The following is a 13,754-nucleotide window of genomic DNA, read 5'->3' as shown; positions in this document are numbered from 1 at the left end:
GCGGCGTACGCCCGAAGATCGAGATCACGACGCTGAAGCGGACCGAAGAGGCCTTGTCGAAGGAGGATATCCGGTGAGTTGTCTCAAGCGACGCTTGCTATCAGGATGATGCGACTCATCTGGATAGCTCAACCGAACTCGTTCAATCCCAAAGTTTGGCGAATTCGCGCTCCGCATGCGATGCCCTTTCGTCCAGTATTTTGGCCAGCGTTTCGACACGGACCAGTTTGATGGACTTCTGCTTATCGTCGGGCGTGAAGTAGGGCATGCGGATATCGCCAGCGTCAATCTTCTCTTTCATCCTCTTCTCCGTGTGCCCCCAAAATTCTCCGGCCTCCACGAGAGGGATGAAGGGCCGAGAATTGTAGTGTTGCAGAAGCAGTTCCAAGGTATCCATTCGAGCCTCCGTTCAGGACGCTCAGGAAGTGGGTCTATGTGGGTAGAGGAAAAAAAGCTGCCGAGGAAAACTGGTGGTCTCCCTACACTGTGTAGATCAAATGCTCTTGATTTCGAGCGCACCTGCCTGCCGGCAGCGAGAGGTCGCTCCGCTCGCACGCAGGCCAAAACGATCGATCACGCCGCAGCCTCTCACCGGGTCTCGGTTACCCAGGTCGTCCAAACCCATCCTGCGAACTTGTCCCCTTCCTCTTCCACATGCTCATAGCGAAACAGGCATCCACCGTTCTTGTGGCCTGAGTACTTCGCGACAAAAACTGCGGGTTTGCCCATTTCGAAGAGCCGAGTGATCCCTTCATGCCGCAGGTCGTGGAACCGGAGGTTCTTGATCTTCAATCGGTCGCGGTGACGTTGCCATGCGGTGCCAACCGAGGTTGCCTTGAAAGGAAAGATGAACTCACCTTCGCGGGGCATCGACAGAATGATCGCCAGCGCTTCGTCGGTGAGATGGCACCACACGTCATTGCCCTTCTTCTTCCGAGGATGCTTCATGTCGCGCACAAGGATCTTCTTCTGTTCGACGCGGAGGTCGTCCCAGCGGAGCCGGCAGATTTCTCCCAGGCGCCGGCAGCTGAAGATTGCGAAGACGATAATTTTCGCAACAGGGATTTTCTGCCGCTTGTTGTTCGCCACAGCTTGCAAGATCTTGTTCAATTCCTCAGTAGTGGGCCGACGATCCCGCTCCTCGGAGCGGGCGAGTATCTCGTCTTCCCACATGATTTCCATTGCCTGCTTCATTGCAGCGACCGGAACGGAGAAACCGCGTCGTGAGGCCCAGTCCAGCGTGTTCACGAGGATCGAGAGATATCCGGCCACGGTCTGAGGCAGCCGCTCTTCACCAAGCATGTCGTCCGCAAGGTCGATAAGGGATTCCAGCGACAACTCGGCCAGTTTCGTGTTCCCGAATTGGCTTGCCTTCAGCCAGCCGAGGTGTTGCGTCGCCGAACGTCCCAAATGTTTGTGAGCCGCCAACCGAGCAGTGATTGCATCGCCGACCGTATGGCCACATCTCGATACTGCCTGAACGCCCTCGATCTCGATCTCTGCGAGCTTCCTCTTCTTCCATTTCCTTGCCATGGCGAGCTTGGAGAAGGTCTTCGTAAAGCTGAGGGGTTTCCCCGCCATGGACTTTCGAATCTGGACGCGATAGGAGCACCGGCCGTTCTCGCCCGGGATCACTTGGATGTTCGGCTCGACGCTGCGGGAATTCGCGCCCTGCTTGCGGCGGCCGTCCAAGTGGGCCGGAGAGGTGCTCGGCGGCAGATGCTCGTTGCGGCTGTCGGTGCGTGTGTCGCTATCGGGGTTCTGAGTTTGGGTCGGTGCTGCCGGGCATATCGTAGCGCGGGGGACTGGAAAGGTGATGATGTTGGTGGACATGGTCGGTCTTCCTTGTTCGACTGCAGGCGGAAGGTTGGTCCGGGTTTCAAAACCCGGAAATGGAGGCGCTCCGACAGCGGCGGAGGGCCTCTCGACCGCGCTGGAGGAGCGCGACGCAAATTGCTACGTCGTAGCAACTCCGCTCGCGGCACCCGGCGAAACCCGGCATAATCCGGCGAAATCGGGCGATTTTGAAGGCCACGAGCCGGCCGGAATGCTATGAATAAGCCCCAGAAAACAGTAGCTTGTCGTGCATCAAGGCTTGCCGTGGCACCCATGATGGACTGGACCGACCGGCATTGCCGTCGGTTCCATCGGCTGCTGAGCCGGCGGGCCCTGCTGTATACCGAGATGGTCACTGCGCCGGCGGTCATACACGGCAACCGTGCGCAGCTGCTGGATCATGGTGCGGGCGAGGATCCTGTCGCCCTGCAGCTTGGCGGGTCTGATCCGGCCGAGTTGCGCGAAGCGACCAACATCGCGGCCGATCGGGGTTACGCCGAGATCAACCTGAATGTCGGCTGTCCCAGCGACCGCGTGCAGTCGGGCCGGTTCGGCGCGGTGCTGATGCAGACACCCGACCTGGTGGCGGATTGCGTGGGGGCGATGGCGGCCGTCAGCCCTGTCGAGGTCACGGTCAAGTGCCGTATCGGGGTCGACGACCAGGTCCCGTCCGATGTTCTGCCCGCCTTCCTGCAGCGCATGCAGGATGCCGGGGTGGGCCGGGTGATCATCCATGCCCGCAAGGCGTGGCTGCAGGGCCTGTCCCCGCGCGAGAATCGCGAGGTGCCGCCGCTCGACTACGATCTCGTTCACGCGATGAAGTCGGCATTCCCGCAGTTGCACCTGTCGATCAACGGCGGCGTCGCCACGCTGGATCAGGCCCGCGCGCAGCTGTCGGTCATGGACGGCGTCATGGTCGGGCGAGCCGCCTATCATCGGCCGTGGGATATCCTGGGCGGTGCCGATGCGCTGTGGGGTGACGTCCCGCCGCTGCCGTCCCCGTTCGCCGCGGCCCAGGCGATGCGCGACATCGTTGCCCGGCATCTGCATCAGGGCGGCCGGATGCACCAGATCACCCGGCACATGCTCGGGCTGTTTCATGGCCAGCCCGGCGCGCGGGCATGGAAACGGGCGCTGTCCGAACGGGGCGCGCGGGGAACGCTGGCCGATTACGACGCGGCCCTGGATGCGGTCACCCATAGGACAGAGGACCGCGTCGCCATGGCGGAGGTGGTGAACGCCTAAGGGGTGGGGCTGCGGTCGGTCGAACTCAGATGTCCGGCGCGGCCCGTTCTTTGCGTTTGGCTGCGTCCCACAGTCCGTCCATCTCGGCCAGGTTTGACTGCTCGGGGCGCCGGCCCTGCGCCGCCAGCGCGGACTCGATCGCGCGGAAACGACGGGTGAACTTGGCGTTGGCGCTGCGCAGCGCGGCTTCGGGATCGACGTCCAGATGCCGGGCGAGGTTCGCCATCACGAACAGCAGGTCACCGAACTCCTCGGCCAGATGGGCCGGGTCGCCTGCGTCGCGGGCAGCCACCAGTTCCGCCGTTTCCTCGCGCAGCTTGTCCAGAACCTGATCGGTCGCGGGCCAGTCGAACCCGACGCGCGCCGCCCGGTTCTGCAGCTTGACCGCACGGGTCAGCGCCGGCAGCCCCAGCGCCACGCCATCCAGCACCCCGCGTTCCGCCCGTCCCGCGCGTTCCTGGGCCTTGATCTCCTCCCAGTCCCGCACCTGCTGGGCCGCGGTCTTGTCCCGGCTCTCGTCGCCAAAGACATGCGGATGGCGGCTGACCAGCTTGTCCGCGATGCTGCAGGCGACGTCGTCGAAATCGAACATCCCCGCCTCGGCCGCCATCTGGGCATGAAACACGACCTGCAGCAGCAGATCGCCCAGTTCGCCCGGCAATTCGTCCCACGCCTCGCGGGCGATGGCGTCGGCGACCTCGTGCGCCTCCTCGATCGTGTAGGGCGCGATCGACGCGAAATCCTGCTCGATGTCCCACGGGCAGCCGGTCTTGGGATCGCGCAAGGCGGCCATGATGTCGATCAGACGCCGCAGGGGGTCGGTGGAGTCGGACATGGACAAACACCTGCCGTTCGGAATGATGGGCGCACCAAACACATCCCGCAGGAAAGAGTCCATCATGCCCGTTCTGAACCGCATCGCCAGCTATGCCGACGACATGACGGCGTGGCGGCGACATCTTCACCAGAACCCGGAACTGTTGTTCGATCTGCACCAGACCGCGTCATTCGTGGCGGACCGGCTGCGCGAGTTCGGCGTCGATGAACTGCACGAAGGCATTGCACGGACCGGCATCGTCGCCATCATCAACGGTCACGGCGACGGTCCGACCATCGGCCTGCGCGCCGACATGGACGCGCTGCCGATCGCCGAAACAACGGGCAAGCCCTACCAGTCCCGGACCCCCGGCAAGATGCATGCCTGCGGCCATGACGGGCACACGACGATGCTGCTGGGTGCCGCCCGCTATCTGGCAGAGACCCGCAACTTTTCGGGCCGGGTGGCCCTGATCTTCCAGCCCGCCGAAGAGGGCGGCGGCGGGGCGCGCGTGATGGTCGAAGAGGGCATCATGGACCGGTTCGGCATCACGCAGGTGTTCGGCATCCACAACAGCCCCAATGTCGATGTCGGGCAGTTCAAGACGACACCCGGGCCGCTGATGGCGGCCGTCGATGTCTTTGACATCAAGGTGTCCGGTCGCGGCGGACACGGCGCCATGCCGCACGAGACCGCCGACCCGCTGATCGCCGCCGTGGGAATCGTGCAGGCGCTGCAGACGATCGTCAGCCGCAACCATCGCGCGGTGGACGACCTGGTGGTGTCGGTGACCCAGATCCACGCGGGATCTGCCGAGAACGTGATCCCCGACACCGCGTTCGTGCAGGGCACGGTGCGCAGCTTCGATCCCGAGGTGCAGGAGATGGTGAAGCGACGGATGGGGGAAATCGTCGCGGGTCAAGCCGCGGCTTTCGGCGTGACGGCGCAGCTTGACTATCGGCACGGCTATCCCGCGACGGTGAACGAGCCGGCGGCTACGGCCTTTGCCGCGGATGTCGCCGCCGAGGTGTCGGGGCCGGACAAGGTCGAACGCCACAGCGGCCGCGAGATGGGCGCCGAGGATTTCAGCTATATGCTGCAGGCGCGGCCGGGCGCCTATCTGTTCCTAGGTCAGGGCCCCGGCGCCGGGCTGCATCACCCCGCCTATGATTTCAACGACGAGATCGCGCCGATCGGGGCCAGTTTCCTCGCCCGTCTGGTCGAACGCGCGCAGCCGAGCGTCGCGGGCTAGCACCACCGGGGGGGGCCGACGCGAGGCCGTGGGGCGGGGCCGCTTCAACGCGCCTCGCCTTTCTGGACATCACCCACCCTCGTCGCTAGGTTGCGCGCCAATCTGCCCGGCCCCGTGTGGTTCGGTGCGCCTGCTTCGTCCCGGACCGGGGCTTGTCAAAGGATCTGCGATGTTCGTGACCCCCGCTTACGCCCAGGCTGCCGCACCTGCCGGCGGCGCCGCCGCCTTTGCGCAGTTCATCCCGCTGCTGCTGGTGTTTGCGATCATGTATTTCCTGATCCTGCGTCCGCAGCAGAAGAAGGTGCGCGAACATCGCGACATGGTCGCCTCCCTCAAGAAGGGGGATCAGATCATCACCCAGGGCGGGCTGATCGGCAAGGTGATGACGGTTCGCGACGACGAGATCGAGGTCGAGGTCGCGCAGGGCGTGCGCGTGCGCGTGGCCCGGGGCATGGTGGCGCAGGTCCTGAACCGCACGGCGCCCGTCGCCGCCAACAGCTGAGGACGCAACCGCGCCATGCTGCAAATCCCCGCCTGGAAGCGCGTCCTGATCCTGGGACTGGTCGCGCTGGGTCTGCTGTTTGCGATGCCCAACCTGTTCTACAGCCGGGTCGAGCAGCACAATGACGCCTTGAAAGCCGCCGAGCAGGCCGGGTTCGAAACGCCCGAGCTTGCCGCGGCGCGGTCGGGCTGGCCCGACTTCCTGCCGTCGTCGCTGGTCAATCTGGGCCTCGACCTGCGCGGCGGCGCCCACCTGCTGGGCGAGGTCGATGTCGAGGACGTCTACAAGTCCCGCATGGACGCGCTGTGGCCCGAGTTGCGGGGCGCGCTGGCCGAGCAGCGGGATGTGGTGGGCGCCGTTCGCCGGGCGCAGGGCCCGCCCGACGAGCTGCATGTCGAGATCGGCGAGCCGTCGCAGATGGCCCGTGCGGTGGAAATCGCGCGCGGCCTGGCCACCCCGGTGGTCAGCATCTCGGGCGCCGGCGCCACGGATCTGGACATCACGGCGACTGGCAGCACCCTCATCGTGCGCCTGTCGGACGCCGAAAAGGCTGCGACGGACGATCGCACGATCCAGCAGTCTCTGGAAATCGTCCGGCGGCGCGTAGACGAGGTCGGAACCCGCGAACCGACGATCCAGCGGCAGGGCGCAGACCGGATCCTGATCCAGGTGCCAGGCATCGGGTCGGCGGAAGAGCTGAAGAAGCTGATCGGCACCACCGCCAAGCTGACCTTCAACCCGGTCATCGGGCGGGGCGTCGATCCGGACACCGCTGCCGGCGTCGGCAACGTCGTGCTGCCGTCGCTGGATGAGGAGGGCGTTTACTACACGCTGGAGGAACGTCCGGTCGTCACCGGCGAGGAGTTGACCGACGCGCGCCCGAGCTTTGACCAGAACGGCCAGCCGGCGGTCGACTTCCGGTTCAACCCGGCAGGCGCAAAGCGGTTCGGCGCGTACACATCCGCCAACGTCGGCCAGCCCTTCGCGATCGTCCTGGACGATCAGGTCATCTCCGCCCCCGTGATCCGGCAGGCCATCACCACCGGATCGGGCCAGATCTCCGGCGCGATGAGCGTGGACGAATCGAACCGGCTGGCCGTGCTGCTGCGCGCCGGCGCCCTGCCGGCCGAGATGACCTTCCTGGAAGAACGAACCATCGGCCCGGAACTGGGTCAGGACAGCATCGAGGCGGGGCGGATCGCGGCGATCGTCGCCACCGTGCTGGTCGTCGCCTATATCATCGCAAGCTACGGCATCTTCGGCGTGTTCGCGTCGACCGCGGTGGTCGTCAACGTCATCCTGATCCTGGCGATCATGTCGGCGATCGGTGCAACCCTGACCCTGCCGGGCATCGCGGGAATCGTGCTGACCGTCGGGACCGCCGTGGACGCGAACGTGATCATCTACGAACGGATCCGCGAGGAACTGCGGTCCGGAAAGCGGGTGGCGCAGGCGATCGACAACGGCTTCAACGAAGCGATGAGCGCGATCATCGACGCCAACGTGACCACCTTCATCGCGGCGCTGGTGATGTTCTTCCTGGGGTCCGGTCCGGTCAAGGGCTTCGCCGTCACCCTGACCATCGGGATCGCGACCTCCGTGTTCTCGGCGATCTACCTGACCCGGCTGATGATCGTGCTGTGGCTCGACTGGCGCAAGCCGCGGACACTGGAACTCTAGGGGATCACGCATGGCCTTTCGTCTGAAGCTGGTCCGCGACAACACCAGCTATGATTTCTTTCGCTGGCAGAAGCTGACCGCGGGCCTGTCTGCGTTCTTGATGCTGGCATCGTTGATCGTGCTGCTGACCATGGGCCTGAACTTCGGCATCGACTTCCGCGGCGGCACGACGATCCGCGCGGAAAGCAGCACCGAATTCGAGGTGGGCGACTATCGCGCCGCCCTGGACGCACTCGACCTGGGCGACGTGTCGATCACCGAGGTGTTCGACCCCACCTTCGACGCTGACCAGCATGTCGCGCAGATCCGGATTGGCAGCACGGACGACACCGGGTCGGTCACGCCCGAGGAACTGAACCGCATCGAGGCCGCGCTGAAGCAGGTCGATCCGCAGGTCACCTTCACGGCCGTGGAATCCGTCGGTCCCAAGGTGTCCGGCGAACTGATCAAGACCGCCATCTATGCGGTGACCGCGGCCACGATCGGAATCCTGTTCTACATCTGGCTGCGGTTCGAATGGCAGTTCGCCCTGGGCGGCGTGGCCGCGCTGGTCCATGACGTGCTGCTGACGCTGGGCATATTCTCGCTGTTCCAGATCAGGTTCGACCTGTCCACGATCGCGGCGCTGCTGACGATCCTGGGCTATTCCATCAACGACACGGTGGTGGTGTTCGACCGGCTTCGAGAGAACCTGATGAAGTTCAAGACGATGCCGCTGGTCGAGGTCATGAACCTGACGGTGAACGAAACCCTGTCGCGCACGATCATGACCGCGGTGACGACGGCATTGGCGCTGACGGCCATGCTCGTGCTGGGCGGCGACGTGATCCGCGGCTTCGTCTTCGCCATGCTCTGGGGGGTGTTCGTCGGTGCCTACTCGACCATCTACCTCGCCAAGAACATCGTGCTGTGGCTGGGGGTCAAGCGCGACTGGTCGAAGCCCGAAAAGCTCGCGGCGGACGAAAAGAGCGACCTGGCCGGCACGCCGTTCCAGGACAGACCCTGATGGCGATGCGCCCGACCGACTTTGCCGGTGGCGTTCCGGTCGAAGGCTATGGCCCCGGTTTCTTTCGCGCGGCGGGCGAGGTTCACCACGGCGCGGTGATCGTGACGGACGCGGGCGCGCGGCCTTGGGGCGGGCTGGACGACGCTGCGCCGCTGCTGGCGCTGGCGGGGCAGGTTGACGTCCTGTTCATGGGCATGGGCGCCGAGATCGGCCGCTTGCCGGCTGATCTGGCGGAGCGGCTGCGCGACGCGGGGCTGATGGTCGAGACGATGGCCTCGCCGCCCGCGGCGCGCAGCTACAACGTCACCCTGTCCGAAGGGCGGCGCGTCGCCTGTGCGCTGCTGCCGGTCTGACCGGTGGCGCCGCTGCTGTCCGTCAGCGATCTGGCCGTCGCCCGTGGCGGGCGGCGGGCCGTCGAAGGCGTCACCTTTTCACTTGACGCGGGACAGGCGCTGATCCTGCGCGGCGCGAACGGCATCGGCAAGACGACACTGCTGCGCACCGTGGCAGGCCTGCAGGCTGCCGTCGACGGCATCGTGGACGCCGCGCCGGACGCAATCGCCTATGCGGCCCATGCCGACGGGATCAAGGGCGCGCTGACCGTGCGTGAAAATCTGGGGTTCTGGGCGCAGGTCTTCGACGGACCCGCGATCGGGGCGGCGCTGGCCGCGATGAACCTGTCCGATCTGGCGGACCGGCCCGCGGCGATGCTGTCCGCAGGACAGAAGCGCCGGCTGGGGCTGGCCCGGTTGCTGGTGACCGGGCGGCCGGTCTGGGTTTTGGACGAGCCTACCGTGTCGCTGGACACGGCCTCGGTCGCCCTGTTCGTGCAGGCCGTGCGTGGCCACCTGAGCGGCGGCGGGGCCGCCCTGATGGCCACCCATATCGACCTGAACCTGCCCGAGGCGACGGTCCTGGATCTGACCCCCTATCGTGCGGACCCGCGTCGCGTGCAGGACAGGGTGCCCGCGGGCTTTGACGAGGCGTTTGCGTGATGGCGCCGCGGGCAACGCGACACGGGCCAGCGCGGGTCGGGCAGGGGTCTGCGGCATGACGGCGCTGCTGCTGCGTGATCTGCGACTGGCCGTGCGGGCGGGCGGCGGGTTCGGGCTGGGTCTCGCGTTCTTTCTGATCCTGTGCACGCTTGTCCCCTTCGGGGTCGGGCCGCAGGGCGGCACCCTGGCGCTGATCGCGCCGGGCATCCTGTGGGTCGGCGCCCTGCTGGCCTGCCTGCTGTCGCTGGACCGCATCTTCGCCCTCGACTGGGAGGACGGCAGCCTGGACCTGCTGGCGACGGCCCCGCTGCCGATGGAGGGGACGGTGCTGGTCAAGGCGGCTGCGCACTGGATCACCACTGGCCTGCCACTTGTCGCTGCCGCCCCGGTGTTCGGCCTGCTGCTGCATCTGCCGGCGGGGGCGCAGGGCTGGCTGGTGCTGTCGCTGCTGATCGGAACGCCCGCCTTGTCGATGCTGGGCGCGTTCGGTGCGGCCCTTACGGTGGGCTTGCGGCGGGGAGGCCTGCTGCTGTCGCTGCTGGTGCTGCCGCTTTATGTCCCCACCCTGATCTTCGGCGCGGAAACGGTGCGGCGGGGAGGCGCGGGAATGGATGCGATCACCCCGCTGGCGTTCCTGACGGCCATCACCCTGGCGGTGCTGGGTGCGATACCTTTCGCCGCGGCGGCCGCGCTGCGGGTCAATCTGCGGTGAGGGGGCTTCACCCCGGCTGTCACCCCGCATAGAGGTCCTTGCATGTCATTCTGGGAATACGCCAACCCCGTCAAGTTCATGCGCCTGTCCGATGTGGCGCTGCCCTGGGTCGTCGGGGCGGCCGCGCTGACGCTGTCGGTCGGCGTGATCTGGGGCCTGACCACGCCCGAGGATTACAAGCAGGGCTCGACGGTCAAGATCATGTTCCTGCATGTGCCCGCAGCCATGATGGCGATCAACATCTGGGTCATGATGCTGGTCGCCTCGCTGATCTGGATCATCCGCCGCCATCATGTCAGCGCTCTCGCCGCCAAGGCAGCGGCCCCCGTGGGGGCCGTGATGACCCTCATCGCGCTGGCGACCGGGGCGATCTGGGGACAGCCGATGTGGGGCACCTGGTGGGAATGGGACCCCCGCCTGACCAGCTTCCTGATCCTGTTCCTGTTCTATCTGGGCTACATCGCCCTGTGGTCGGCGGTGGAAAACCCCGACAACGCCGCCGATCTGACCGGGGTGCTGTGCCTGGTCGGGTCCGTCTTTGCACTGCTCAGCCGCTATGCGGTGAATTTCTGGAACCAGGGCCTGCACCAGGGCGCCTCGCTGTCGCTGAAGGCGGGCGAGCGGATGTCGCCGGTCTACAAGTATCCGCTCTATCTGTGCATGCTGGGGTTCTTCCTGCTGTTTCTGGCGCTGCTGCTGGTGCGCACCCGCACCGAGATCCGGCGTCGCCGGACGGCCGCGCTGATCGCGCGCGAGGTAAGATCATGATCGAACTGGGCGATTACGCCGCCTCTGTCCTGTCGGCCTGGGCCATATCCGTCCTGCTGCTGGCGGGCCTCGTGGTGCAGACCGTCGCTGCGAACGCCCGTGCCCGCAAGCGCCTGCAAGAGGTGGAGCGTCGCCGTGGCTAGGATCTCGCCGTTGATGCTGCTGCCGCCGCTGATGTTTGCCGGCATCGCGGGGGTGTTCCTGTGGGGCATGGGGCGCGACAACCCGAACGAGATTCCGTCGGCGCTGGTCGGGCAGGCCGCGCCGGTCGTGCCGCAGACGACACTTCCCGGCAAGGATCAGCTGACCGATGCCGATCTGCGCCAGCCGGGCGTGAAGCTGGTGAATTTCTGGGCCAGCTGGTGCCCGCCCTGCCGCGCCGAGCATCCGACCCTGACGGCGCTGGCCGCGGAAGGCATCCCGGTGTTCGGCGTCGACCTGAAGGATCCCGAACCGGCCGCGCAGCGCTTCCTGTCCGACTACGGCGATCCCTTCGCCAAGCTGGCGACCGATCCGCAGGGCAGGACGGCAATCGACTGGGGTGTGACGGCACCGCCGGAAACCTTCATCCTCGACGCGGACGGGACCATCCTCTACCGCCATGCGGGCCCGCTGGTGGACGCCGATTACCTGCACCGGTTCCGCCCGGAACTGGACAAGGCCCTGCAGGGGAACTGACCGCGGCCCGAGCGGACGGGTCACGCCGAAACGAAACGCCGCCTCGCGACAATGCAGCGCGGGGACAGGGGCCACATCCGGCCTCGGGCAGATGCGAGCTTTCCGGGGGTATCTGCGACCGCGAAAAAATTGTGTCTGCGGCATATCGACCGGCCCATGCTGGCAATCCGGCCGGCACGTTACCTCCCCAACAAGCTTCCGCCTGATCGGCGGCCTCGCTATGCAGCTCGGTGCCGGGCCGCGACTGCGCGCCCCCGATCTGCGGATGCGAGCCAACGGCAACACCGTGACCGGCTTTTGCCCAGAATACGCGTGCCAGGGCTCGCCTTCACATGCAATGTCGGCGGATTGCCGGTTTGCGATCTGACGATCCACACTCCGAACCCCTCGCGCTGCCCGAATGACGACGCACGCACGACGGGACTAGAGCACGACCTCGATCAGGAACGGGCCTGACTGACCGAATGACGCCGACAGAGCAGAGGTCAGGTCTTCGGCCGTCTCGGCCCGGATCGCCTCGACACCCATGCCGCGGGCGATGCTGACCCAGTCGAGCGCTGGATCATCGATCTGCAGCATCCGATCGGCATTGCGGCCGTGCTGGCCCACCCCGACATTCTTCATCTCGGCCTGCAGGATGGCATAGGCCCGGTTGGAAAAGATCACCGTGGTCACGTTCAGCCCCTCACGCGCGTGGGTCCACAGCGCCTGAACCGTATACATGCCGCTGCCGTCGGCCTGCAGACAGATGACCCGCCGGTCAGGGCACGCGATCGCTGCGCCAGCGCCCAGCGGCATCCCGATCCCGATCGAGCCCCCGGTCAGCTGCAGATAGTCGTGTGGCGGCGCCGCCTCGGAATGGGCGTAGAAGGAGCGCCCGGAGGTCACCGATTCATCACAGATGATCGCGTGCTCGGGGACCATGGCTGCGACGATGCGGCACGCCGTGTCCGCCGTGAGAACTCCGCTGAGTGCGATCGCTTGAGGAGAAGTTTCCTGGATGCTTTGATGAGTCGGCGGCCTGGCGGAAGCGTCGACCGCATCCGCCAGAAGGTCAAGCGCGCCCTTGAGATCGTCCAGCGGGCGGGCGAGTTCCACCACACGACATTGCTTGGGAACAAGGTCGCTCGGCTTGCCGGGATAGGCGAAGAACCCCACGGGACGCTGCGCACCGATTAGGATCAGCGTGTCGACATCGGCCAGCGCCGCGATCGTCGCGTCGATCGGATAGGCCAGCTTCCGGATGGGCGTGCGTCCCGCGCCACGCTCGATCCGCTGATTGAAGTTCTCGGCCATCATCTCGGCGTCGGTCACCGCCGCGATGCGTCCGGCGACCTCCAGCGGCTCGGCGCGCAAGGCCCTGCCGCCCAGCAGAAGGACGACCCGGTTGCCGCTGCGGATGGCCTCGGCCGCCTCGTCGACGTCGTGCTGCTCGACACTTGGCCGGGGCGCCGGCTGGACCCTGTGGATGGGGCCGTCCGGTGCCGCCCCCCATGCCGCGTCGGCGGCCAGGATCAGCGTCGAGATGCCGGATCGCTCCAGCGCCGCACGACAGGCCTCCGATGCGACATCGACAACCGTGTCGGGTTTGTCCGCGCGTCCGACCCAGTCCGACATCGGCCGGGCGAGGCTTTCGACGTCGCTGGTCAGCGGCGCGTCGTAGGGCAGATGATAGGTCGCGTGATCTCCGACGACATTGACGATCGGGGTCCGGGCGCGCCGCGCGTTGTGCAGATTGGCCAGACCGTTCGCGAGTCCCGGCCCCAGGTGCAGCAGCGTCGCTGCCGGCCTGTCGGTCATCCGGCCATAACCGTCGGCCGCGCCGGTCACCACGCCTTCGAACAGGCCCAGCACACAGCGCATCTGCGGCCGTCGGTCGAGAGCCGCGACGAAGTGCATTTCCGAGGTGCCCGGATTGGCAAAGCAGACATCGATATCGTTGGCCAGCAGCGTGTCGCACAGCCGTTCGGCGCCGTTCGGATTGCTCATCGCCATCCCTTCCGTTCTGGTCGGCACCATCGGGATGGCGCCCGCTGATGCGATCTTGCTGTTCGATCCGGGTGCCTCGCGCAGCAATCGCAGTCTGAGGGCCCCGCGATTTGATCTGCCATGTGGCCGGCGCGCGACCCCGGGAAAGGTCTAGCAGTAGCCGGCTCACGCACCCGGTGCGCCCGCCAGCATGGGGCAAGCCGCTCGCAGGGTGTCAGCGCCGCGCGCGGACGTCAACGTGCCGGCGGTTGACAAATCCTCGCCCGTGGCCTGC

15 protein-coding genes are annotated in these 13,754 nt (G+C 66.3%); 11 read left to right on the top strand and 4 right to left on the bottom strand.

Annotation, left to right across the window (positions count from 1 at the left end; genetic code table 11):
• Positions 1 to 142 precede the first annotated feature (142 nt).
• Both Q0938_RS12200 and Q0938_RS12195 read right to left on the bottom strand, forming a co-directional pair.
• Entirely contained in the window at positions 143 to 397 is a 255-nt protein-coding gene (locus Q0938_RS12200) for a pyocin activator PrtN family protein (RefSeq protein ID WP_299362653.1), read from the bottom strand.
• Positions 398 to 588: 191 nt separating this feature from the next.
• Positions 589 to 1,833: a site-specific integrase gene (locus Q0938_RS12195; protein ID WP_299362650.1), complete on the bottom strand. Its 1,245-nt coding sequence runs from the start codon at positions 1,831 to 1,833 to the stop codon at positions 589 to 591.
• 219 nt (positions 1,834 to 2,052) lie between these two features.
• Between Q0938_RS12195 and dusA the strand changes: the two genes are divergently transcribed.
• Positions 2,053 to 3,081, top strand: a complete 1,029-nt coding sequence (gene dusA, locus Q0938_RS12190; protein ID WP_299362648.1) for a tRNA dihydrouridine(20/20a) synthase DusA — start codon at positions 2,053 to 2,055, stop codon at positions 3,079 to 3,081.
• A 25-nt stretch (positions 3,082 to 3,106) separates the two neighbouring features.
• Here dusA and mazG read toward each other — a convergent pair whose 3' ends face one another.
• Positions 3,107 to 3,916 (bottom strand): nucleoside triphosphate pyrophosphohydrolase, encoded by an 810-nt coding sequence (gene mazG / locus Q0938_RS12185; RefSeq protein ID WP_299362646.1) that lies wholly within the window; start codon positions 3,914 to 3,916, stop codon positions 3,107 to 3,109.
• Between the two features lie 64 nt (positions 3,917 to 3,980).
• On the opposite strand from mazG, the gene Q0938_RS12180 reads away from it, so the two are divergent.
• The 10 genes from Q0938_RS12180 (at position 3,981) to Q0938_RS12135 (ending at position 11,491) form a co-directional block, all read left to right on the top strand.
• A complete protein-coding gene (locus Q0938_RS12180) occupies positions 3,981 to 5,150 on the top strand; it encodes a M20 aminoacylase family protein (protein ID WP_299362644.1) in 1,170 nt (389 codons plus the stop codon).
• A gap of 169 nt (positions 5,151 to 5,319) precedes the next feature.
• Positions 5,320 to 5,652 (top strand): preprotein translocase subunit YajC, encoded by a 333-nt coding sequence (yajC, locus tag Q0938_RS12175; protein WP_299362641.1) that lies wholly within the window; start codon positions 5,320 to 5,322, stop codon positions 5,650 to 5,652.
• A 15-nt stretch (positions 5,653 to 5,667) separates the two neighbouring features.
• Positions 5,668 to 7,332, top strand: coding sequence for a protein translocase subunit SecD (gene secD / locus Q0938_RS12170; RefSeq protein WP_299362639.1), 1,665 nt, complete (start codon positions 5,668 to 5,670; stop codon positions 7,330 to 7,332).
• 10 nt (positions 7,333 to 7,342) lie between these two features.
• Positions 7,343 to 8,338 carry a protein translocase subunit SecF gene (secF, locus tag Q0938_RS12165; protein WP_299362637.1) on the top strand — a complete coding sequence of 332 codons (996 nt, stop codon included), beginning with the start codon at positions 7,343 to 7,345 and terminating at the stop codon, positions 8,336 to 8,338.
• Entirely contained in the window at positions 8,338 to 8,691 is a 354-nt protein-coding gene (locus Q0938_RS12160; protein ID WP_299362635.1) for an Mth938-like domain-containing protein, read from the top strand. Before secF ends, Q0938_RS12160 begins: the two co-directional genes overlap by 1 nt.
• Positions 8,692 to 8,694: 3 nt before the next feature.
• Positions 8,695 to 9,333, top strand: a complete 639-nt coding sequence (gene ccmA / locus Q0938_RS12155; protein WP_299362633.1) for a heme ABC exporter ATP-binding protein CcmA — start codon at positions 8,695 to 8,697, stop codon at positions 9,331 to 9,333.
• A gap of 55 nt (positions 9,334 to 9,388) precedes the next feature.
• Positions 9,389 to 10,045 carry a heme exporter protein CcmB gene (gene ccmB / locus Q0938_RS12150; protein WP_299362632.1) on the top strand — a complete coding sequence of 219 codons (657 nt, stop codon included), beginning with the start codon at positions 9,389 to 9,391 and terminating at the stop codon, positions 10,043 to 10,045.
• Between the two features lie 42 nt (positions 10,046 to 10,087).
• Positions 10,088 to 10,813, top strand: a complete 726-nt coding sequence (locus tag Q0938_RS12145) for a heme ABC transporter permease (RefSeq protein ID WP_299362630.1) — start codon at positions 10,088 to 10,090, stop codon at positions 10,811 to 10,813.
• Complete coding sequence (ccmD, locus tag Q0938_RS12140) at positions 10,810 to 10,956, top strand: heme exporter protein CcmD (RefSeq protein WP_299362628.1); 147 nt, start codon at positions 10,810 to 10,812, stop codon at positions 10,954 to 10,956. The genes Q0938_RS12145 and ccmD overlap by 4 nt, the downstream gene beginning before the upstream one ends.
• 13 nt (positions 10,957 to 10,969) lie before the next feature.
• Positions 10,970 to 11,491 carry a DsbE family thiol:disulfide interchange protein gene (locus Q0938_RS12135; protein ID WP_299362848.1) on the top strand — a complete coding sequence of 174 codons (522 nt, stop codon included), beginning with the start codon at positions 10,970 to 10,972 and terminating at the stop codon, positions 11,489 to 11,491.
• 423 nt (positions 11,492 to 11,914) lie between these two features.
• On the opposite strand, the gene Q0938_RS12130 is transcribed toward Q0938_RS12135, so the two are convergent.
• Positions 11,915 to 13,480 carry an acetolactate synthase large subunit gene (locus tag Q0938_RS12130; protein ID WP_299362625.1) on the bottom strand — a complete coding sequence of 522 codons (1,566 nt, stop codon included), beginning with the start codon at positions 13,478 to 13,480 and terminating at the stop codon, positions 11,915 to 11,917.
• Positions 13,481 to 13,754 lie beyond the last annotated feature (274 nt).

This window comes from uncultured Paracoccus sp. (genome assembly GCF_947496875.1).
In the GTDB taxonomy this organism is placed as follows: domain Bacteria; phylum Pseudomonadota; class Alphaproteobacteria; order Rhodobacterales; family Rhodobacteraceae; genus Paracoccus.
Note: the sequence above shows the minus strand (reverse complement) of the source record. Positions and strands in the feature narration are given on the sequence as shown.